Annotated in this window: 22 protein-coding genes; all 22 read right to left on the bottom strand. The window is 29.4% G+C overall.

From position 1 onward, the window contains the following. Positions 1–37: 37 nt before the first annotated feature. The gene (locus EYY60_RS09685; protein WP_132989149.1) at positions 38–2,005 is read right to left on the bottom strand and encodes a polysaccharide biosynthesis protein; all 1,968 of its coding nucleotides are present in this window, start codon (positions 2,003–2,005) and stop codon (positions 38–40) included. Between the two features lie 84 nt (positions 2,006–2,089). Then, positions 2,090–2,974, bottom strand: coding sequence for a glucose-1-phosphate thymidylyltransferase RfbA (rfbA, locus tag EYY60_RS09680; RefSeq protein ID WP_132989148.1), 885 nt, complete (start codon positions 2,972–2,974; stop codon positions 2,090–2,092). A gap of 39 nt (positions 2,975–3,013) precedes the next feature. Next, positions 3,014–3,859, bottom strand: coding sequence for a dTDP-4-dehydrorhamnose reductase (gene rfbD / locus EYY60_RS09675; protein WP_132989147.1), 846 nt, complete (start codon positions 3,857–3,859; stop codon positions 3,014–3,016). Continuing rightward, positions 3,859–4,407, bottom strand: coding sequence for a dTDP-4-dehydrorhamnose 3,5-epimerase (rfbC, locus tag EYY60_RS09670; RefSeq protein WP_132989146.1), 549 nt, complete (start codon positions 4,405–4,407; stop codon positions 3,859–3,861). Before rfbC ends, rfbD begins: the two co-directional genes overlap by 1 nt. Before the next feature lie 12 nt (positions 4,408–4,419). Next, the gene (locus tag EYY60_RS09665; RefSeq protein WP_132989145.1) at positions 4,420–5,547 is read right to left on the bottom strand and encodes a DegT/DnrJ/EryC1/StrS family aminotransferase; all 1,128 of its coding nucleotides are present in this window, start codon (positions 5,545–5,547) and stop codon (positions 4,420–4,422) included. Further along, complete coding sequence (locus EYY60_RS09660) at positions 5,540–5,968, bottom strand: cupin domain-containing protein (RefSeq protein WP_132989144.1); 429 nt, start codon at positions 5,966–5,968, stop codon at positions 5,540–5,542. The genes EYY60_RS09665 and EYY60_RS09660 overlap by 8 nt, the downstream gene beginning before the upstream one ends. Continuing rightward, a complete protein-coding gene (locus EYY60_RS09655; protein WP_132989143.1) occupies positions 5,965–6,930 on the bottom strand; it encodes an MraY family glycosyltransferase in 966 nt (321 codons plus the stop codon). Before EYY60_RS09655 ends, EYY60_RS09660 begins: the two co-directional genes overlap by 4 nt. After that, complete coding sequence (locus tag EYY60_RS09650; protein WP_132989142.1) at positions 6,930–7,835, bottom strand: NAD-dependent epimerase/dehydratase family protein; 906 nt, start codon at positions 7,833–7,835, stop codon at positions 6,930–6,932. The genes EYY60_RS09655 and EYY60_RS09650 overlap by 1 nt, the downstream gene beginning before the upstream one ends. Beyond that, positions 7,828–8,934, bottom strand: a complete 1,107-nt coding sequence (locus EYY60_RS09645) for a glycosyltransferase (RefSeq protein ID WP_132989141.1) — start codon at positions 8,932–8,934, stop codon at positions 7,828–7,830. Before EYY60_RS09645 ends, EYY60_RS09650 begins: the two co-directional genes overlap by 8 nt. Positions 8,935–8,936: 2 nt before the next feature. Next, positions 8,937–10,016, bottom strand: a complete 1,080-nt coding sequence (locus EYY60_RS09640) for a glycosyltransferase family 4 protein (protein WP_132989140.1) — start codon at positions 10,014–10,016, stop codon at positions 8,937–8,939. A gap of 83 nt (positions 10,017–10,099) precedes the next feature. Next, positions 10,100–11,194, bottom strand: coding sequence for a glycosyltransferase (locus EYY60_RS09635; protein WP_132989139.1), 1,095 nt, complete (start codon positions 11,192–11,194; stop codon positions 10,100–10,102). Further along, on the bottom strand, positions 11,191–12,483 hold the full coding sequence (locus tag EYY60_RS09630; RefSeq protein ID WP_132989138.1) for a hypothetical protein: 1,293 nt from the start codon (positions 12,481–12,483) through the stop codon (positions 11,191–11,193). Before EYY60_RS09630 ends, EYY60_RS09635 begins: the two co-directional genes overlap by 4 nt. 82 nt (positions 12,484–12,565) lie before the next feature. After that, a complete protein-coding gene (locus EYY60_RS09625; RefSeq protein WP_132989137.1) occupies positions 12,566–13,876 on the bottom strand; it encodes a glycosyltransferase family protein in 1,311 nt (436 codons plus the stop codon). Continuing rightward, positions 13,873–14,391, bottom strand: a complete 519-nt coding sequence (locus EYY60_RS09620) for a DapH/DapD/GlmU-related protein (protein WP_132989136.1) — start codon at positions 14,389–14,391, stop codon at positions 13,873–13,875. The genes EYY60_RS09625 and EYY60_RS09620 overlap by 4 nt, the downstream gene beginning before the upstream one ends. A 128-nt stretch (positions 14,392–14,519) precedes the next feature. After that, positions 14,520–16,013: a glycosyltransferase family protein gene (locus tag EYY60_RS09615; RefSeq protein ID WP_132989135.1), complete on the bottom strand. Its 1,494-nt coding sequence runs from the start codon at positions 16,011–16,013 to the stop codon at positions 14,520–14,522. Beyond that, positions 16,010–17,479, bottom strand: a complete 1,470-nt coding sequence (locus EYY60_RS09610) for an O-antigen translocase (protein ID WP_132989134.1) — start codon at positions 17,477–17,479, stop codon at positions 16,010–16,012. Before EYY60_RS09610 ends, EYY60_RS09615 begins: the two co-directional genes overlap by 4 nt. Continuing rightward, positions 17,472–18,455: a glycosyltransferase family 92 protein gene (locus EYY60_RS09605; protein WP_162847869.1), complete on the bottom strand. Its 984-nt coding sequence runs from the start codon at positions 18,453–18,455 to the stop codon at positions 17,472–17,474. The genes EYY60_RS09610 and EYY60_RS09605 overlap by 8 nt, the downstream gene beginning before the upstream one ends. Before the next feature lie 161 nt (positions 18,456–18,616). Beyond that, on the bottom strand, positions 18,617–19,228 hold the full coding sequence (locus EYY60_RS09600) for an acyltransferase (protein WP_162847868.1): 612 nt from the start codon (positions 19,226–19,228) through the stop codon (positions 18,617–18,619). A gap of 110 nt (positions 19,229–19,338) precedes the next feature. Further along, positions 19,339–20,439 (bottom strand): DegT/DnrJ/EryC1/StrS family aminotransferase, encoded by a 1,101-nt coding sequence (locus EYY60_RS09595; protein ID WP_132989131.1) that lies wholly within the window; start codon positions 20,437–20,439, stop codon positions 19,339–19,341. After that, entirely contained in the window at positions 20,436–20,978 is a 543-nt protein-coding gene (locus tag EYY60_RS09590) for an acyltransferase (protein WP_208749465.1), read from the bottom strand. The genes EYY60_RS09595 and EYY60_RS09590 overlap by 4 nt, the downstream gene beginning before the upstream one ends. Beyond that, positions 20,959–21,381 (bottom strand): sugar 3,4-ketoisomerase, encoded by a 423-nt coding sequence (locus tag EYY60_RS09585; RefSeq protein WP_132989129.1) that lies wholly within the window; start codon positions 21,379–21,381, stop codon positions 20,959–20,961. The genes EYY60_RS09590 and EYY60_RS09585 overlap by 20 nt, the downstream gene beginning before the upstream one ends. Continuing rightward, on the bottom strand, positions 21,374–21,775 hold the full coding sequence (locus tag EYY60_RS09580) for a sugar 3,4-ketoisomerase (protein WP_132989128.1): 402 nt from the start codon (positions 21,773–21,775) through the stop codon (positions 21,374–21,376). The genes EYY60_RS09585 and EYY60_RS09580 overlap by 8 nt, the downstream gene beginning before the upstream one ends. Between the last annotated feature and the right edge of the window lie 85 nt (positions 21,776–21,860).

The raw sequence follows: 21,860 nt of genomic DNA, 5'->3' as shown, positions 1-21,860 counted from the left end.
TTTTATTATATTTCATTAAAAATTTAAAGTTCAAAAATTATTTATCAAGAACTTCAAAAGCAGAATTCATACTTTTGAATTCAGGGACAATTTTTTTCATTTTTGCGACAATATCATCATTGTCATAGAAATCAGCTATACCAATAAGTTCGTCTATATCAGTATGCAAGTTTTCATATTCATCTTGAATTTCTTGCGCAATCATAATTTTATTATGATAAGTCGGCAACGTTTTAGAAGTATCATTTAATAATTCCTCATAAAGTTTCTCTCCTGGTCGCAAACCAACAATCTTGATCTTTATTTCCTTATCTGGAATAAATCCTGCAAGTTTTATCATTTTTTTAGCCAAATCTATAATTCTAACTGGTTTACCCATATCAAAAATATAAATCTCACCTCCATTACCCATCGCCCCTGCTTCTAATACTAATTGACAAGCCTCAGGAATTGTCATAAAATAACGGATAATGTCTTGATGTGTTATTGTTACTGGCCCGCCTTCGGCAATTTGTTTGGTAAACAATGGCACTACAGAACCATTTGATCCTAATACATTTCCGAAACGAGTTGTAATAAATTTTGTAATAGCTTCATTATTTTCTCTTTGGTTTTTCAAAAATAATGATTGAACATATTTTTCTGCAATTCGTTTGCTTGCCCCCATAACATTGCTTGGATTCACAGCTTTATCTGTAGAAACCATAACAAACTTTTTGACACGATATTTACATGATAAATCTGCTAAATTCTTTGTTCCTTTAATATTAGTCAAAATAGCTTGCGACGGATTTTCTTCCATCAAAGGAACGTGTTTATAAGCTGCCGCGTGAAAAACAACATGGGGATTATAGTTTTTAAAAACCTTTTCCAATGCTTTCTTGCTTTTCACATCAGCAATCACAGCAACTATTTTAGTTTCAGAGTTCATTGCATAAGTTTCTAAACATAAATTATGCAATGGAGTCTCGGCATGATCTAGAATTATAACAACTTTTGGATTAAAACCAAGAACTTGTCTCACGATTTCACTACCAATAGAACCAGCAGCTCCAGTAATCAAAATTGTCTTTTCTTTTAATTGTTTAGAAATAGATTTGCTATCCAAAACGATAGGTTTTCTTTCTAGTAAATCTTCAATCTGAATATTTTTTACTTTTTGAGAAATCTCTTTTTGATTCTCCCAATCCGAAATAAGAGGTACTGTATAAACTCGATAATTAAATTCCAAACACTGATCTACAATGATCAACTGCTCATCTTTAGATAAACTTTTATCTGCAATAATTACACCTTCTGCAGCTACAGAACGCATTAAAGCTGGCAATTTTTTACGAAGAATCAAAATTGGCAAGTCCAACATCCTCTTAGATGCATTTTGATTATTTTTATCAACAAATCCAACAATTTTAAATCGAGATGGCGTTTCAAACTTCAATGCATTAGCGACAGAAATAGCATTTGCATCTGTTCCATAAATTACGGTCCTGATTAATTTTGTATTTGCTTTTTCCGAGAAATACAACTCAAAAGTTTGTTTGACAATTACACGATATAAAAATAAGCCACAAAATGATAAAACCAAATTGATGAAAAGCGCAGTGTTTAAAAATGCTTTATGCCCTGTATATAATTCAAAAACTAAATTAAAAAACAAAAAGAACACTAACACAGACATTTGTGAGAACAAAAGTTTAATAGCGTCAATATAAGAAGAATGCCTAATAATTCCTGAATAAGTTCTAAAAAGCCAAAAGAAAAATATATTTACAAGTATTAGACTTCCAACAAAATAAAAATCATGAGAAGTTATTATGTATCCTAAAGCTGTTCCTTCAAACAGCATATATGTGAAAGTAAATGAAAAGATCAAGACCATTATATCTATTGCCACAATAATCCACCTAGGTAAATAACTAAGATTATTAATATGTGCTCTTAGATTTCTAGGTGACAACGAATTATGTAGCACATCGGCTATTTTAGACTCTTTATCTGTATTCAATTTCAATGATTTTGATTCTGCAATTTGTATAGGTCTTACAAAAATACAAATTAAACGGTTTAAAAAATTATTTATATAAGTAAATTAAAATTTAAGCCCCTTTTTCTTTTGCTTTAAGAATTCTAATAAATAAGTTCCGTATCCAGATTTAACCAAAGGTGTTGCTAATTCTTCTAATTGTGTATCGTTAATAAAACCTTGTCTCCAGGCAATCTCTTCAATACAACCAACCTTTAGGCCTTGCCTTTCTTCAAGTACCTGAACAAATTGCCCTGCCTGCATCAAACTATTAAAAGTTCCCGTATCCAACCAAGCAGTTCCTCTACTTAAAATACCAACTTTTAGTTTTCCATTTTCCAAATATACCTTATTTACATCTGTAATTTCATATTCACCACGTGCACTAGGTTTGATATTTTTAGCTATTTCTACAACGGAATTATCATAAAAATAAAGACCAGGAACAGCATAATTAGATTTTGGCTCTAGAGGTTTCTCCTCAATAGAAATAGCGTTTTTGTTTTCATCAAATTCAACCACACCATATCTTTCAGGATCAGAAACGTGATAAGCAAAAACAACACCACCATTCGGATCGGCATTATCTTTCAATAATTGTTGCATATTTGTTCCAAAGAAAATATTATCCCCAAGAACTAAAGCTACTTTGTCATTTCCAATAAATTCCTCACCAATCACAAAAGCTTGAGCTAAGCCGTTTGGATTTGGTTGCTCTGCATAACTAAATTTACATCCAATTGTACTTCCGTCTCCAAGAAGTTTTTTAAAATGAGGCAAATCATGCGGTGTTGAAATAATCAAAATCTCACTAATACCAGACATCATCAAGGTTGATAACGGATAATAAATCATTGGTTTATCATAAACCGGCATTAATTGTTTGCTTACTGCCAATGTTAATGGATGTAATCTTGTGCCAGAACCTCCTGCTAATATAATTCCTTTCATATCCTTTAATCTATTTTTTAGTACTTAATCCTAAATATTTTATTTAAACATTGCTTTCAAACTCTCCTTATAATCCGAAATAGATAGCTTGTAAGTTTCTTTTATTTTCTTCTTATCTAATAGTGAAAACTCTGGTCGTTTAGCTGGAGTTGGATATGATGAAGATGGAATGCCACCCACAATACATTCATATTTCCCTAATTCTTTTATGCTCAACGCGAAATCATACCAACTTATTTCACCTTCATTTGAGTAATTATAAATCCCTGGTACCCAATTTGAAGACTCTATGATAGAAATCATTGCTTGTGCTAAATCAGCAGCATAAGTTGGCGAACCAATCTGATCATTAACTACATTAATCGAATCTCTTTCTTGCATTAATCGCTGCATGGTCTTTACAAAATTGTTTCCAAATTTGCTATACACCCATGATGTTCTAATGATAATCGAATCTGAATTTTCATTTAAACAGGAAACTTCGCCAGCCAATTTACTTGCTCCATATACATTTATCGGATTTGTTTCAGCTTCCTCATTTAATGCTATAGAGGACGTACCGTCAAAAACATAATCTGTAGAAATGTGAATTAATTTTGCTTTATTTTCAAATGCATATTTTGCAATTATTTCAACTGCTAAATGATTTATTGTAAAAGCTAAATCTTTTTCGCTTTCTGCTTTATCAACTGCGGTATAAGCTCCACAATTAAAGATAACATCTGGATTAATCTCGTTTATTTGTTTTTTAAGCAACTCTATCTGATCTAGAGTTATTTTTGTCCGATCAGCAAATACCCATTCGTATTGCGAATAATTCTCAGATAAAACTTTTAGTTCTGAACCTAATTGTCCTGTTGCTCCTGTTACTAAAATTCTTTTCATTAAAACAAACTATTACAATTTTCAATAAAAGGAAGAATTTGATCTTTTTCTGAAACTATTGCTTCCTCTAAATTCATTCCCCAATCAATGTTTAGAGATGGATCATCATATTTAATTCCGCCCTCAGAAGCTTTATTATAAAACTGATCACATTTGTACATTACAGAAGCGGTCTCGCTAATAACTGAAAAACCGTGCGCAAATCCTTGTGGCACTAATAATTGTTTCTTGTTTTCTGCTGACAATAAAACACTGAATGCTTTACCATAAGTAGGAGAATCTTTTCTCAAATCAACCGCAACATCAATAATTTCTCCTTCCAGTACACGGACTAATTTTGTTTGAGCGAAAGGCGGATTTTGATAATGCAAACCTCTTAAAGTACCTTTTTTAGAGAAGGATTGATTGTCTTGAACAAAATCAATATTAATTCCCAAATCCTCAAACTTAGTCTTGCTATATGATTCAAAAAAATAACCTCTTTCGTCCCCAAAAACGGTTGGTTCTACAATTACTAGATCTTTTATAAATGTTTTTTCAATTTTCATATTTTATTTTTCTTACTCGGAGAAATTACAAATAACTTCTTTTATTCTTATTTTATCTTCGTTTTTTAAATTTGATCCTGATGGCAGGCATAAACCTCTTTTAAATAATTCTTCTGCAATATTACTTCCGTAGTAGGGATGTTTTTCAAAAATTGGCTGTAAATGCATAGGCTTCCATAAAGGGCGACATTCTATATTTGCATTATCAAAAGCAAGTCTCAAATTTTCTCTTTGCTCTTTTGTTTTTAACAATACGGCATTTAGCCAGTAATTCGAAAAATAATCCTCATTTAAATTATCAAAAAGTTCGATGTCTTCCATTTTCTCAAAAACTTCTTTATAAAAAAAATGATTACTTCTTCTTAAATCAATATTCTTTTCTAAAATAGTCATTTGTCCAAGACCAATACCTGCGCAAATATTACTCATTCTATAATTATAACCAATTTCACTATGTTGATAATGAACTGCCTCATCCTTTGATTGAGTGGCATAAAATATTACTTTCTCTTTTTTCTCATTCGAGTTTGCAATTAATGCTCCCCCGCTAGAAGTTGTAATAATTTTATTTCCATTAAAGGACAAAACTCCATAATAACCAAAACTACCACATTTCTTTCCTTTGTACTTGCTTCCTAAAGCTTCTGCACTATCTTCAACAATTGGTATTTCATATTTATCAGCGATTGCATGCACTTCATCAACTTTATAAGGCATACCATATAAATGAACCGCAATAATTGCTTTAGGTTTTTTTCCTTTTTTAATTCGATCCTTAATAGCAATCTCTAATTGCTCTGGGCAAATATTCCATGTCTCTGATTCACTGTCTATAAAAACAGGAGTTGCATTTTGATACAAAATAGGATTTGCTGAAGCAGAAAATGTCATACTTTGACATATCACCTCATCGCCTTCTTTAACTCCCAATAAAACCAAAGCCAAATGTATTGCTGATGTTCCAGAGTTTAATGCTGCTACAAAATTATCTTGACCGAAATAATTCTGCAATTCATTCTCAAACTCGTTTACATTTGGCCCTCCCGAAGTAATCCAATTTGACTTTAAAGCTTTCTGGATATATTCTTGCTCAAAACCGCTCTCCTCAGATAATGATAAATAAATTCGTTTACTAGTCATTTTTAATAATCCAATAATCTGAAGGATAACGAACATCGTCTTCCTCAACTTTTGTTAAGGGCAAAGTCGAAAATGACATTAATTTTGAATTTTCTTCCAAGGATTCTACTGCATTTGCATAGCCTGCAGGAATATGGACAATTTTACTATCTGCTTCTGAAACAAAAATAGTCTCAATGATTAAATCTTTTGATGGATTTTCCCAATTATCAATTTTTATGAAATGAATATTGAAAGAACCTGCTAAACAATAAAAATTTTTAGCATCTAATTTATGTCCTTGCCAAGCCCGTATTGGATTTTCACATGAGTTGCTTATGATATAAAATCTTTCAATATCAGTAAAACTGAAATCGTTTACATAGGAAATACTCCCGCGATGATCTGTAAAATTTCCGCCTTGAATTATTTTAGGAATCATAGTTCTAATCTTAGTTTGCTTTTACTTAATAAATAAAATTTTAGCGAATAAACTAAAAGCAATGGAACAAGTACAATTGAAAACAAAACAATGTCTTGTACTTTTTGATAAAGAAAAACAACTAAACAAGAAACTCCAATTTGAAGTAGTGCATAATACAGAGAAACTAAACGGTGCTGTATTTTATATTCGTTACTCAGAACTTGATATAAATGCAAACGATGAGCTTCAAAAATATTTTGTTTTAAATAAAGGCGATGAACAATTGTACAAATAGCATCAACGCCATATACTGCAAGAAACAATAGCCAAATAAGAGAATTAGTAACCAAAATAAGTTTCGAAATCAAATAAATAATCCAAAATGCAATCGCAATACTTCCGACATCACCAGCAAAGCACTTTGCTCTTTTTCTGTAATTGAAAAACAAAAAAACTACACTTGCCATCATGGCATATTTTATGAAAGCTCCATCAGTAAAAAGCTGAATTTTTGTATTTACATACAATAGTGCGCCCATTACTACCAAAGTGTATAGACCTGTAATTCCATTAATTCCATCCATGAAATTATAAGCATTAATCAAACCGACTGCTAAAACGTACGCGGCCAAAATTCCCCAAAGCGGCAATAAATCGAACAAGCCCAGATCATAAAATATTAAAGAAATAGCAAGAAAATGGATCGAGATTCTAATTTTGTTTGACAGACTTTGAATGTCATCCCAAAAACTGACTAAGCTGACAAGGGTAATTCCTGTAAAGAAAAAGTAATTATTTTGAACATTCTGTACAAAATAAAGCAACACAGAAAACCAAAAAATGATTCCACCTCCTCTTAATGTTATTTCGGTATGTGAACTTCTTAAATTAGGTTTATCAATAATATTAAACCGATCTGCTATTTTAAAATAAAGCAGCATTATAATCATTAAAACAATTCCTAAAATTGTGTACTCCATTATTTATTTATAAAACTTTTTATTGTTTTTTCTAAGCCTTGTTGTGCTGTATTAGGTAATTTATTAATTCCTATCGCTAATTTTATCTTTTGGTTCGAAACTCTATAATTTTCTGTTAATTTTTGGATAGTCTCTGAATTCAACGGAAAATTAATGAAATCACCTACTTTACCCATACTAATAATGAGTCCTTTGGGAACTTTTACCAACTTTTCTTTTTTATTTAAAACTGCTGACATTATTTTTACTACGTCATTTGTAGATAAAACTTCGTCATCAGAAAAATTATAAATCCCAGAAGGAATTTCCTTATTTTCAAGTATTTCTTTTATTAAAAAATTAAGGTTGTCAATGCTTAAAAACGATCTTTCATTGTTAAAAGATGCCAAAGGGTAAGGCATTCCTTTCTTGACTACATTAAAAAGTAAATTCAGATTTCCTTTATTTCCCGGCCCATGAATCATACAAGGCCGAATAATAAAAATTCTTTTTCCTTCTGGAATTTCTTTTGATAAAATATATTCTTCAGCTTTTAATTTTGATAAGCCATAAGGTGTTTTTGGACTAGCAACAATATTTTCAAAAAGAACATCTTCTACCTCATCTGCAACCGCCTTAACACTACTGAAATAAATAAAATCTTCAATTTCACTGGCTAAAAATGCATTAAATAGTTCTATAGTTAATTCACTGTTAACTTTAAAATATTCTTGAGAATCACTTATGTTTTTTGTATCATGTGCTTTTCCAGCTAGATGAATCAAAGCATTTCCTCCTAAATTATTTATCCAATTTGAATTTCGCAAAGAAATATAATCTATAAAGAAAGAATTCTTTATTAAATTTTCTGCCAAATTACGGCCAACAAAACCAGAACTTCCAGTTATAGAAATTATCTTACTCATTGTATAAGTTCTTATATGCTTCTGACATCTTCTCTCTAGTAAATAATCTTGACCTATCTAAAGCATTTTTTGAAAACAATTCATATAATTCTTTGTTTTCAATAATTTTAGAAATAGCCATCCTTAAATTTTCTGAAGATTTAGGCTCTACAGTTATTCCTGAAAAATCATTTAATGACACGTATGGAACACCTGACTCAAGATTTGTGTTGATAACAGGAAGACCATTAGCCATTGCTTCTAATTGAACAACACCAAAGGCTTCCGCTTCATTTATAGATGGCAGGATAAATAAATCTGAATTTTTGTAAATCTGAGCCAACTGAGCATCATTTGCATTTGTTACAAATACAACTTTATGAGAAATATCAAGTTCTTTAACTTGTTCTCTCAAAGTTTCTAATTCTTCTCCATTTCCAACAATTGTCAATTTTACAGGTAATGTTTTAATTGCATTGATTAAATATTCTACGCCTTTATATTTTCTCAATTTACCTACAAAAAGCAGCTCAAAATTTCTATTTTCAGGCATTTCTTTTCCTGTTAAAATTTTATAACTTGGATCAAAACTCAAAGGAATTACCTTCGTTTTTTCTTTATAATTCTTTAAAATATCAGAAGCCTCAAAAAGTTGAGGAGAAGTTACAATAATATAATCTGCCCTATCTAGTAACTTTTTAATTATAGGATTGTAAAATTTCTCAATCCAACTCCAGCGAGAATTCTTGATATTTGCATGCCAAGTAATAATAAGTTTTTTATTTTTAACCTTTTTAAGATACCATAGCAAACTTACTTCCATGGTAGGAAAAGGATAATGATGGTGAATTATATCATTCTCATATATCAATTTCTTTAATGCCGGATATCTCAAATTCAAAGGTTGACTTTTAAGAAAAATAGGAGTAATCTCTTTAAGAATGGTAATTCTGCCTATATATTTTTTTACTTTGACAAAACTCTTTAAGTGATTATTCGAATAAACTGTAAAATCAATATCTTCAGAACAATCAACAACGCCTTCAACTAAATTTTTAACCACACTTTCCATGCCTCCTTGACATGGATCATAGTATTTTACCAGCTGAACTACTTTCATATTTAAACAGCAATATTTTTAATTAAATTATAAACTTTTTCTCCAGAATCCTCCCATTTAAAAAAAGTACTGCGTGCTTTTCCTTTTATTCTCATTTCTTCTTTTAAAACTGAATTATCAATGAGCTTTAAGATCCCTTTTTTAATACTTTCCGTGTCATAAGGGTTTACATAAATAGCTGCATCTGCACATACTTCTCGCAAACTTGGAATATCAGAAACAATAGTGGCGCTTTCTTTATACATTGCTTCTAAGGGAGGAATTCCAAAGCCTTCGTATAATGATGGATAAATAAAGAAATCACAGTTATCATACAACATTGCCAACTCGAAATCAGAAACAAAACCTGCAAAAATAATATTATTAGAATCTGACTTTAGTTTAACATTAAAATGGTTAGATTTTTTTCCTACCAGAACAAGTTTAATATCAGGCAAGTTTAATTCTGAAAATGAATCTATTAGTCTTTGCAGGTTTTTTCTCGGATCAATTGAGCAAACTGCTAATATATATTTATAATCTAGAATATAATTTATGTTAGAAGTACTTATCTCATTATTTCGAGAAGGATTTATAGTATCACTCACGGCATTATATATCACTTCAATTTTTTTCTCACTAACTTTTAAATATTTAACAATTTCATTCTTTGAAAAATTACTGACTGAGAGTATTTTGATAGCATTACGAGCTAAGATAGGGGTAGCATTCCTATAAAAAAAAGTGTAGGTTTTAGAAAACCACTTTTTATTAGCATAAAAAGATAAATCATGAATTGTAATAACCTGATTCTTGTAAAATATTGGTCCCAATCCTGAAAAATTAACGAGCAATGGACTTCCTTGAGATTTCAAAAATCTCTGTAAATCTATCTGTTCCCAGAAATGAGATTTTAAATTGCCTGTTTTTACTATTTTGAAATCTTCATTGTTTTCGTATTCAAGCCATGTAGGCACAATAATCTTAAAATTTAAATTTCTTTTTTTTAGTTGTTTACAAATTTCAAGTGAAAATCTGCTTATTCCATCCATTTTATGACTAAGAAAGCGCCCATTTATATAGATTTCTTTATTTACACTCATATCAAACTGTACTTGACTATTATTTTTCTATTTAACAAAAATGCTTTCTATAAACAAATTACAAAGAATTTTTTCAAATAATTTTAATTTAATACTATTCTGAACTTATTAATTGTGGAATCAAATGAATACTTTTCTAAAAACAACTCTTTAGAAGGCTCATTATACTTAAATGAATTATCTAAATTGGTAATTATTTTAACCATTTCTTCTTCTTCATCACAACAAATGCCTACTTTGTTACTAATTTCATATCCAACAAAGGCTTCCGTCGTCCCTACTAAAAACTTACCAAACATTAAAGCCTCAGCAGTTTTTACTTTCATCCCCCCCCCAGAAAAAATAGGGAGAACTACAAAATCTGCCTTTTCGTAGTATTCCGTCAAATTAGGAACAGAACTATATATTTCAAGATTATCAATTTCCTGAGAAATTTCATTCTTAAGTTTATCCATATCTTTCCCTACTACTATTAGCCTAATGTTAGTTTTCGGCATTACGTTTTCTAAAAACCACTTAATGCCTTGCACATTTGGAAAAAAATAAGACCCAACAAATAATGCTATTTTAACATCATTTGTAATATCTGAGGGAGTTTTATTATAGCTGTTTTCCATACTAATTGGAATTATCATATCAGGCTTTCTCTTATAAAGCGACATTAGCTCATTTTTATCTCGCTGATTTAATGAGATTATCTTATTAGAATATTTGCAGGCCATCTTTTCACTAAAATAGGCTAACAAAATGCGATAAAATAGAAAGTAATTTTTTTTCTTTAATATTTCTTGTAGAAAGAACTTATATTCTACATTATGAAAAAAAGTGACTACATTAATTGTTGGAAATTGTACCTTAATTTTTTTGCTTAAAATTCCAAAAAGAGATGAATCAATAAAAACAGTAGCTATCTTTAATTTATTTATTATGTCAACTATTTCTTTTTTGTGAAAAGTGTTTAGTCCACCAAAACCAAATTCGAAAATATCAACGGAAATATTTTTTAAATTCCAAAGTAATTTACTTTCATTTTTTTTTTTAGGAGTCCTACTTATAGAGTACAATAGAACATTTTCTTTACCATAAATTGTTTTCAAAGATTTCAAATTACGATTTGAACACATTCCGCCACCACTATCCAGTTGACCATTAAAATATGATATAAACAATATTTTCATTTTTTAAATTTAAGATTCAACACAAATAATAAGAATGGGACATAAACCATTGTTTTAAGCATGTATGGATAAGCCACCGCTCCTGTTGATCCTGCCCTTCCAATTGCAAGTCCAATATAAATTATAGAATAAATCATAAGTACCTTAAAACTATTTCTAGATTCTAAAAAATTGATAAAGGTGTTTAATACTGCACCAATAAGTATTGCATGAAGAAAAAATAGATAGCGCCCAAATACAAAAACAGATTCTCCTATTATACCTGTCAATGGCACGAAAAAATCAAGAGAATCATCCTTTCCCATTCCTAACAGAAGTTCCGCAATAGATACATTTTGATTAAAATCAGTTATCCAAGATTTTAAAAAACCTGGAATTGGCTGTGTTATGAACCAAATTAGATATTCACCAATATGAGTATCATTTTTAGATGCATAATCATAAATTGTATGAAACCAGGTCGGAAAAGTACACTCTATCCTAAATAAACCATCAACAGCGGTGCTAAATGGAATATCTGTAACCTCAACTCCCATTCTTAACGATTGATATGTTGTAAGAAATGAAACTGAAAAAAATAAGAAAACTAAGCTAGAAATAACAATTATTCGTCTATGTGCTTCATTATAATAGTATAATAATGAAACAAACAAAATAAAAGTTAAAACCATAGTTGTTCTTGCCGCGTAAGATGAATAACAATAATTTATATAAATTGGTAAAACCAAAAAGAACAGTAGAAAAAAAGGCCTTTTTTTAAATTTTATTAATGCCATATAGTAAAATGGCACTAAAATATTAATAAAGACATTTACAAAGCTAAACCATCCCGATTCTTTTTTCCCTTGAATACCTTCCATCATTGAGGATGCATCTACTCTGGGTGGAGAAATTAAGTTAAGCAACTTAAATTCAGGAAAAAACAAAAGTGATACCAGACAGAAATTATAAATAAATATAAAAAACAAACCGTACTTATCAATAATAGATTCGATTTGTATATCATTCAGCTTAATCTTTATGGTACTATTCCGAAATATAAAAAATGAAAAAACTAAAACTATGGTATAAAAGATGAAAAAGAACAAGTATTGCCCATCATCGTTTAAAATACTAATTCCAATACCTGAATAAATAAAGTACGACAGAACAAAAAGGAAAATAAAAATTCGTTTAAAAACGGTTTTTGTAATTCTAAATATTGGATAAAACATTCCAAAAACAAAAAGAAAAACAAAAAGAAGAGTAGAGTATGATATTTCATAATCCATCATTAATAATTCATCCATATCTCTTTCTCTTTAGAATATAATCATGTTGTTAAAAAATAAAACCATTAAAAACTAATTCCATCTATTAATTGAGAACAAATTACTTAGTCGATAAAATGTTATTCTTCATGTAAGATTTATCAATTACATGAACATGGTTTTCTACTTTTGAATATTCTCTTAAAACTTTAAGGAGCATAAAATACCTTTGGTGTCCAACTATTTTATAAAGCAATCTAAAGAAATTATTAATAAATTTTATTTTACCCTCCATATTAGATGTATTGAACCTATTTGATTTATCTATGGTACTCACTTGATGGGTAATCATCTTATTAGCTTTTAGTATAGAATAAAAAGATTTATCATCTGTTGTAATAAATGGATTGCCATCGATTTTCTCATCACTGAGTAATCTACGATATAAACGTCTGTGAACATTTAAAATTGGAGATGAATTATCATACTGACTATAAGAATATTTCATTTTCAAGTAATTCTTAAAACTACTTTCATTAAGAACTTTTTCATACTCTTTAAATAGAGGAAGTAAATCGTTAAAAACTTGTAATCCACGAACAGTGGTATGATGAATTTTACCTAAAATTAACATCGAATAATCAAATCCAGAATAATGTGTAAATAACAATGGAACCATATCTTTTCCATCAATTCGATCCTTAATATAAAAAACATTCTTTTCTACAACTAATTCACGCTCATCAAAATTCCAAGGCGCAACATTCATACCTATGTTATCACTCACTAAAAGCTCCCCTTTGTTGAAATATCCTGGAATGAAATCCATCCATTTTTGATCAGTAAAATATCCTTCGTAATAATCAATATAACAATAGTCTATTAATCTCTCGTTCCACCATTTTAACAATCTTGAAGAAACTTCATTATTTTTCAATGCAATAAATCCCAAATTAAAAACACCAGTATTCATCATATCATTATCCCTAATTTTTTTTGAAATGGAATTAACATTTAAAACATGAGGAGTTAAAATGATTGAATGCGACGTTAGATTATCAAAAACAGAATCTAATGAGTTAAAAATTAAAATATCAGGATCAAAGAAAATTCCTTTTTCATATCTTTTTTCTTCAAAAAGATATGAAAAACACATAGATTTAATAGAAGTACAAAATTCAGTAAGATTATACTTAAAACTCATTTCCTTCCATTTTTCTGATGTATAATTTAAAACATCTTTCGCAACTATAATATTATTTGGGAGTGCCGATTTCTTACCTATGATTGCCTTATCTGATTCAACAAATTCATCAACTACAAATATGTAAAAATCAAGATCATCATTATATTTTTTTATTGATTTTTCTAGAACTTGTGCTAATCCTATATAGTTTTTGGCACAAATTGTAAAAGCAACTTTTTTAATCATAACGTTCTTATTATTTTAGCAGGATTACCACCTGCCACTGAATTTTTAGGAATATTTTTGGTTATAACTGAATTGGCTCCAATAATGCTATTCTCACCAATTATGACATTAGGCAAAATAACGACTCCCTCTCCAATCCAAACATTTTTTTCAATTTTAATCGGCCCTTTACTATATAATTTTCGTACATAAGGAGGTACAAGAATTGCGTCACTAGTTATATCGCCGTGATAGTGATCTGTAATAAAAACTTTACTAGCTATTAGAACACCTTCTTCAATTATAATCTCATTTATTGCTCCAATATGGCAATCTGAATTTATACTAACATTTTTGCCAATTCTAATAGAAGGATAAAATTTTTCTCCTAAATGCATATCATAAGCTTCTAAACGTAATCTCACATCAGAAGTAAAACTGTCATCAATTGTAATATATTTTCCGCCATGTAAATATAAGGGATATCGAATATTAAAATTATCCCCAATTTTTTTAAAATCATTTGCTTTCCACATAGAGTACAATTGATTGAATCGTATATTAAAATAATGAAACATTTTGCATGGAAACAAAATGTAAAATACATATATTACAGATTTTAAAAAAAGTTTAAATATTACTTTCATTTACTAAACTAGGAGAATTACTTATTTTTTAATACTTGGTATATATCTTTATAAAGTTTAAATGAACAAAAAGCTCTTGGATAAAATTTGAAAGCATTTAGTTTTAAACGACTAACTATTAAATAATTAAACTGCTTCAAATAATTATTTTCACAATCTAAATAATAATTGGTAAAAACATCATAATCTATTTCTTCTTTTAAAAATGATGATTCTAACACATTATTAGAAAATATCTTTGTTAAATTTTTAGAAAATTCATCAGAAGATATGATATGTTTAGCATTATTATTGCCCTCGCTTAACCTATATGCATCATCCAAAATTAATCGTTTAGCATAAGATTCAAAAGATTCAAGATTAGTATGTGTAATATTAAAATCATCCGTAATATTCCATCCAACAAATCCCTCAATAAAATTACATGGTATGTCTGATGTGGTAAATGATAATATTGGTTTAGAACTTACAGCAGCATATTGCCCCATTAGTCCACCTGTTAAGGGATATGTACTTAAATAAATATCACTATTTTCAAATACATGCGTAATATCAGATCTTGAACCAAGTAAAAATATTCTATCTTCGAAATTATGGGAAACTATAAAATCATTCAAAGGTTTGACATCACCACTTCCTGCAATTAACAAAACTACCTTGCTATCAATTGCCAAAAGAATCTTAATTAATTCAAAAAAAAGTCCAGATTTACCGTACATTTTGTAGAAAGCGCCACCGGTAAAAATTTTTATTGCATCCTCTTTAATTCGAGATGGGAATCCAATAAAAGGCTTACAATCTGTAATAGGGTAAAATGGCTGCAACAAGAGCTGGGAAGACAATAGTCCTCTTTTCTCTAGCGAAACAGTTTTACCATAATTTCTAAACTCCAAACTGTAATCAATACATTTTGTACCCAGCCAAAATGCGTGATCAGTTAAATTTACCTGATATCTTATAGCAGATGATAAACTATTCCAAACGCTGACAGCAACAGCACTTGATGGATACAAATGTAAAAAAGCTTTTTCAGGTCGAAACGAAACTACTTTATTAAAAATAACCCTCATTTTATCTATCCGGGGTAGATTGTCATCTACAACAAAAAATTCAGCTTTAGGATAGGAAGAAATTTCATCTACAATTTTTTTGGAATGAGACAGATTCTTTCCTTCAAAAATAAATAATAATTCAACGTCCAAACTTTTTAATGCTCGAATGTATTGTTGGGTTAATCCTCTATTATCAAGTGCAAAAACATCATAGAATACAACTTTTTCTTTTATTGGACTAAATGAATTATCTTTTGGTAATACAGCCTCAGAAATAGAAGCCAACAAATTTTCTAAATCATCATCAGTGTAAATCCAATTAAACATATACGCAGTTTCCGCACAAGTCTCTATATATTTTAATGATTCTTCATAATTTCCATTATCAAACTCTAACTTTGCATTTTGTTTTAACTTTGTATAAACTGACTGTATATCTTTTAATTCTAATTTTTTCATAGTTTCAATTTCTTAAACTTTTCTTTAAAATTATACAGATTGTTTAATGTCTTTAAACTTTTAATACCAACAACTACTAATAATAAAGCACTTATAAAATATTGACTATAACTTTCAAAAAAAAGAACATTTAACATGGTTAAAAATGTAAATAAACCATAAAACCCAATATTTAATATGTTTTTTTTGCTAAAGTAAAAGCCATTAATTTTCTTAACTAAAAAAATCACTAGCAGTAACTTAAAGAAAAGTGCTATCGAGTCACCAATTCCCAGAACAACAAAACTATAGTAATTCCATCCAAAATATACTATTCCTAAAAACAATAGACACCATAAGGCATCCGTGGTCACAGAGAATTTACCTTTATTCTTAGCTAAAAACAAAACCCCTAATGGCCAAGAAATTAAAGTAAAAAAAGCCCCAAAAAGTTGCCATTGCAAAATAGAAACCGTACTTGTAAAAGAAGCACTGTATAATAATTTAATTAAAAAACTTGCAGAAGCTATTAAAAAAATTATCATTGGAGTGCCTAAAACTAATGCTATCTCTAATTGCTCATTTACTAACTTATTAGATTCATTTTTATCATTATTAATTGCGCTCAATCGAGGAAAAAAATCAGATAACATTGCATTCAGTATAATTCCTATATATGTAGTACTTATCATCCAAGACGCCTGAAAAAAACCAACCCCCTCTATGTTCATTTTGTCAGCAATAATTATCCGAATCAAATAAAGCGTCAGAGTAGCCATAAAACCACTAACCACAATAAAAAAGCCTAATTTAGCCATTCCTAGCCCTTTTGACACTATTAGCTTAATTGGTAATTGCTGTCTACTATAAGAAATTTTTCTTGAGTAATAAGAAGAGAGAATTAAAGGTATAATTGAAGAAAGAATTAGTACTGGCACTATACCACTTACTCCGAAAAAATAGTAAATTACAATACTAATCAAAGTACTATATACAGCACCATATAATGATGCTAAAGCCATAAATTTTATTTCACGTTTTCCTTGCAGCAATGCTAATTGTCCTCCGGAAATACTAGTTAAAAGAAGTGTTATTGACAAACATGCAACACTTAAGGCGTTATCCCCATTACCGAAAGTGAATATACTCAATGGTTGTGCCAGAATTACAGTTAAAGTAAATCCTAGAAAACCTGTCCATAATACCAAACTTCTTAATACCGTAATAGTTTGATTAACTCTTTGTATTTCACCAGAAGCTTCTGCCTCTGCGACATCTTTTACTGCACTGTAATTAATTCCAAAACCAGTAAGATTGCGGACCAAATCAATTATAGATTGGAACATCCCTACCATACCTAAACCATAAGGCCCTAGTAATATAGCCAAAATTTTGGTTCTAAGAATGCCAATTGCAATAGTCAAAAATTGTGTCCCTCCTATAATACTTGTAGCTCTAAGAATCTGCTTTTGTGATGCATTACTCATCTATTTCCATTGTTTTGGTTTGCCCCAATGCTCTACGCAACTCAATTAAATATTTGAAAATTTTATAATCAGAAGATCTATTAAAAAATTCAGTATAATAAAATTGATCAATCGTTCTATCATGATTATTCACATCGCCTCTCTTAACCTTATTTTCAAAATAATAACCAAAAGATTTACTCCAATAATGATTAATTTGAATAGTAAATGATTTATTTAAAAAGCCCATTCTATGGATATCCCATCGGATAATTTTCTTAAATTCATTTATTGGTGGTATCAAAAATAATCTATTGAATAATTTAACCTTGACCACTGTTGCATGATGAACATTAGCATCAAATGACGAAATATCAAAATCAGTATTCAAAAAGACTTTTCCCACTGTTGCCATTTTATCCCAACTCACAGTGTACTGCTCGGTAGTTAATTTATCAAAATCATGTTGTATTTTACCAGAGCTCCCAAACATTTTCCAATAAAGTACGATACAAGGATAATTTTTATAATTTATTAACCATTCAGAAATTGTTTTTTTATAAAATGGAGTTACAAATTCATCTAAATCTAAAAAAGTCACCCAATTAGTTGAATTTCTGTAATTTTCATAAAAATGCTGATATGCTGGAAATTGACCTTTTTCTACGGGCCATTCAATCAAAGTAACTAAACCATCCTTTACGTAAGAATCTAAAACTTCTAAGTAATTGTCATTTGAAAAATTGTTATAAAGATAAAAATGTTCAATCCCTACAATTCTATGAAATTCAATCCATTCTTTCATGTTATGAGCCTCATTCTTAAATATCGCACAAATTGACACGCCAAATTCTTTCTTTTTTATTTTATTATTATACAATTTAAGTATAATAATATAAACAATATCTAGGACTGATAACAATAATAGTTTTGTATAAAATTTAAAATTTATAACTATAGGCTGATCATATATAAAATAATTGTTTTCCTTTTTCAAATTCTTCATGTTTAATAATAAATATTTTTTCCTAAACTTTTAAAAGGTCTAGGTATGAAAATATAACCTTAATTATTTATTCTTTATTGATAGTAAATCTTGAGGCAATATCCTTTAAAGCTTTAAAACACAACTTAAAACACTAAATCATTGACATTAAACTAGATAATATCTCTTGACCAATTAATATCAGTTTTAACCACTTTTGCAGGTATACCAGCTAATAAAGAATTTGGAGCGTATTCTTTATTAATAATTTTACTCTGACCAGCAATTATTGAATTATTTCCAATGACTGAACCTTTTAATATTGAAGAGTTATTTGCAACCCATACGTGATCACCAATAATAACATCTATTTGATGTTGTTGTCCACCAATCTTATGCCAATCAGAATCGCTAATAAATACACCCCATGCGCATAAAAAATCTTTCCCAATATGAATTTTTTTATTACACATCAATATTGTGTCAGCCGTAATTCCAGAACCTGATTCTAAATCTTTTCCTCCAATATATAAATTAGCTTTATCACTCAAATCAATTTTTACTCCATTACCAATAATGAAATCTCCATCAATCTTTAAAATAGAATTTATTCCTAAACATATAACAACTGGTGATCTTCCACCAATATGCGAACTTATTGTAACGTTACCATTAACTATAAATTTTGCATCAAAATTTTTGTTAACTTTCAGTCTAAGAAATGGATCAGTTATGATTATTCTGCCATTTCCTTCATCGATCAATCGAGAATAATAAATTGACATTAATTTACAAATCAATATATTAAATACAATAAAAGGATTTTTAAGTAATGTTTTTATTTTCCGCCTTATCATTAGTACCTTGAATAAAAAATAATTTATTATTTAAATTTTTATTTGTAATTATTTAAAACTTCAATAACTTTAAAAACCTCATCACTTTTCATAACAGGACTTATTGGTAAACTCAAAACTTCATTATGAATCAGTTCTGTTATTGGTAAGACTAAATCTTTTAAATCAGAATAACATTTCTGTTTATGGGGCGGTATGGGATAATGTATTAATGTTTGTATGTTATTTTTTAGTAAATAATCTTGCAAATCTTTACGGTTAGAAACGCGCAACACGAAAAGATGCCAAACATGAGTTCCTAATTCACCACTTTCTGGCAAAATTATTCTTTCATTCTTTATATTTTTAATATAAAGATTTGCTATTTCTTGACGACGTACTAATTCAGAGTCAACGTAGCGCAACTTAACATTCAAAAAACCCGCTTGTAGTTCGTCCATGCGACTATTTAGACCTTGAAACTGATTTACATATTTTTCAGCAGAACCATAATTAGCCAAAGCACGTATAACTTTTGCTAAATCTGGATTTTTAGTCGTAACTGCACCCGAATCTCCTAGTGCCCCAAGATTCTTTCCTGGATAAAAACTAAAACCAGCAGCATCACCGAGATTCCCTGTTCTAATTCCGTTCCATCGAGCACCTATCGCTTGAGCATTATCTTCAATAATTTTTAAACTAAACTTTTTAGCCAGAATCTCTAACTGTTCACCCCAACAAATTCTTCCATATAAGTGAACTACCATAATAGCTTTAGTTTTCGGAGTAATTTTATTTTCAATCAAATTCAAATCTAAGTTGAAAGTACTTAAATTAGGTTCGACCAAAACTGGCACTAGTTTATTATCTGTAATTGCCAGTACTGAAGCTATGTAGGTATTGGCAGGAACTATAATTTCGTCACCTTCTTGCAGAACACCCATTTCTATATAAGCTTTAAGAATAAGGCGCAACGCATCTAATCCATTAGCAACAGCTATAGCATGTCCACCTTCTTGAAAAGTTTCTAAATTGCTTTCAAATCTTTTTACTTGTTCCCCTAATAAATACCAACCACTATCAATTACTTCAGCTGCTACTTTTTTAAGTTCTTCTGCATATTGAGCATTTATTTCTTGTAAATCTAAAAATTTAATCATTTTTTTACTGGTTTAAATCCTTCTAAAAAATATTCTTCTCCCGTGTTTTCATCTATTAAATCTAAATTTAGTAAATGAGAATCATCAGTAATATAACCTTTATGTGTTGCAGGATTACCGTACCAAACGGTATATGGTGGAGTACTTTTTGTCAATACACTTCCTGCTCCGATTAATGTTTTAGCTCCGATTTCAATTCCACATAAAATTGTAGAATTTGCTCCTATTGAAACAGACTCATTGACAATTGTTTTCTCGTTTTTATAATCTTTATTTTTAGAAATAGGGATTCTGTCATTAGTGAAAGTAACATTTGGGCCTATCATTACTTTATTTTTTATCAAAACACCATCCCAAATTTGTACACCTGGTTTTATGGTAACATCATCGCCAATAAAAACATCATTCTCTATAAAAACATTACAATTTATATTGCATCGCTTTCCAATCGATGCTCCCTTAAGTATAATTGAAAATTGCCAGACAAAAGATTCCTCTCCAATTTTTTTTGTTTGCACATCAGATAGTGGGTGTATCATTCTTATATTTTAAATATTCATCGTACTCTCTAATATAGTCTGACTCTTCATATTCAGCAGAAGCCAATACTAGACAAATAGAACCACTCGAAAAACTTTTAATCTCTCTCCAAATACCAGGCAATATATGCAATGCCTTTGAAGGGTCATTTAAAAAAAAATCTTTTCTAGTAATACCATCATCTAAAACAAATGTAAATGAACCACTGGCAGCAACTATATATTGCTGTAATTTGTAATGACCATGTCCACCTCTATCAGCTCCCATGGGAACGTCATACAAATAATAAATTCTTTTAATATCAAAAGGAACATTAACATTATTTTCTAAAACAGTAATATTACCAGCATCACTGTGCACCTTTGACAAGTCAACTACTTTGCAATCGGAAACACTATACATCCTTTATTTTTTTTAGTTCTTCAAAATCTCTGATATAATCTTCCTTTGTAAAAAAATCACTTGAAACATGTAAAGCCAATGAATTTGTAGAAAAATTTTCTATATGTCTCCATGTTTTTGCTGGTAAGTATATCCCATAATAGCTTCTATTCAATGAATATTTTTCTGTACTACCATCCGGATTTGTAATTATTACATCAAAACTTCCACTTAAAGCAATAATAATTTCCTCTTGAGTTTTATAAGCATGTCCACCGCGTATCTCTCCACCTGGAACATCGTAAGTCCAAAAAGTTCGCTTTATTTCGAAAGGTATTTGTGTTGGATATTGTAAAAAAGTCAGATTTCCTCTAGGGTCATGTATCTTAGGGAAACTTATAATTTTTAGTTCCATTTATTTACTAATTGGTCAGCATAAAAAACACCGTTCTTTGCTACATTTATTTATTCTAATTGCTTAACAAAAAATCACAAATTGT

This window comes from Flavobacterium zhairuonense (genome assembly GCF_004352915.1).
In the GTDB taxonomy this organism is placed as follows: domain Bacteria; phylum Bacteroidota; class Bacteroidia; order Flavobacteriales; family Flavobacteriaceae; genus Flavobacterium; species Flavobacterium zhairuonense.
This window is presented reverse-complemented; position numbering and strand designations above follow the sequence as displayed.